1 protein-coding gene is annotated in these 1,524 nt (G+C 75.3%); it reads left to right on the top strand.

Translation table 11 applies throughout. From position 1 onward, the window contains the following. On the top strand, window positions 1-1,417 hold a 1,417-nt coding region (locus tag PLP61_RS17070; protein WP_324503998.1), incomplete at its 5' end, for an amidohydrolase family protein. Window positions 1,418-1,524 lie beyond the last annotated feature (107 nt).

Genomic DNA, 1,524 nt, shown 5'->3' with positions numbered 1-1,524 from the left:
CGGCGCCGTCTACGCCCTGCAATGGAGCTGCTCCGGCAAGGTACAGGCCGCCCTCTTCGACAGCGCGACCAGCGCCGAGCGAGGGCCCCTGCCGCTGCCGATCGGTACGCGTGCGGCCCGCGCGCTTCCGGCCGAGACCATTGCCCTGGGCGGCCAGCTCGTCACCCCCGACACGGCGATGCGCGGCTGGCTCACCATCCATGACGGGCTGGTCGCCGACATCAGCACGAGGAAGCCCGCGGCAGCCCGCACGCTGGCCACCGACGGCATCATCCTGCCCGGGCTGATCGACCTGCACGGCCACCCCGAGTTCAACGTCTTCGCCCCGTGGGAGCCGCCCCGGTGGTACGTCAACCGCTACTCCTGGCGGGCCAGCGAGGCCTACCGCCTGCTGATCAGGGACCCGCAGAACCGGCTGCTCACAGCGCTGCCGCGCGGCACCGAGCTCAGGTACGCCGAGATCCGGGCGCTCGTGGGCGGGGTCACCGCGTTCCAGGGAGCCTCCGCCGCCAGCCAGGGGCCGGTCGAGTCCCTGGTGCGCAACGTCGACGGCGTGGTCTTCGGCCGGCACCGGGCCCGGAGCATGATCGACCTGCCCTCGGGACCGGGCTCGCGCGGGGTGGAGGACCTCGCGCGGATCGTCGGCGCCATCGCTGCCGGCGACGTCGACGCGTTCTACGTGCACCTCGCCGAGGGCCGGCGGGACAACGCGCGGTCGGTGGAGGAGTTCGACCGGTTGGTGGACCTCGGCGGGCTCACCCCGGCGACGGTGATCATCCACGGGACCGCGCTGACCCATGACCAGCTCGGCACCGCCGCCCAGGCCGGCGCCGCACTGGTCTGGTCGCCCCAGAGCAACCTGCGCCTGTACGGGGAGACCACGCGGGCGGCCGACGCGCTGGACGTCGGGCTGCCGGTGGCCCTGGGCGCCGACTGGCTCCCGTCGGGCTCGACCAGCCTGCTGGCCGAGATGAAGGTCGCCCGGGAGGAGCTGGCCGGCCAGGGGCGGCCGGTCTCCGCCCACGAGCTGGTGGCCATGGTGACCTCGACCGCGGCCCGGATCTCGGGTCTGGCGGACCGGCTCGGCACGCTCGAGGTCGGCCGTCCGGCCGATCTGGTGGTGCTGCGCCGCTGCGACCCGGACCCCTTCGAGTCGGTGTGCGCGGCCATTCCGAACGACGTGGAGCTGGTGCTGGTCGGCGGGGGAGTGGCCTACGGCCGGACCGACTGGGTGCGCGCGCTCGCCCAGGTCCCCGACGACCCGCGGCTGGAGCCGGTGCTGGCCTGGGGGCGGTCGATGCTGCTGGACACCAGCGACGCCGGGCACGGGCCGCAGGGGGAGCCCGGGCGTCGGGTCGCGCAGCTGCGCGACGACCTCACCGGGCAGTACCCCCCGGTGGGCCCGATCTGGGCCTAGGAGGTTCCCACGGCGGCCGCCAGGGCGGCCGCGGCCGGCCCGATGCGGTCCCCCGGCCGCAGACAGCCGTCCGGGGCGCGGTCCTGCAGCCTCCCGCCGACCGCCAC

Source organism: Nocardioides sp., assembly GCF_035429765.1.
Lineage (GTDB): Bacteria > Actinomycetota > Actinomycetes > Propionibacteriales > Nocardioidaceae > Nocardioides.
The sequence above is the reverse complement of the archived record's forward strand: the minus strand, read 5'-3'. Positions and strand labels throughout refer to the sequence as shown.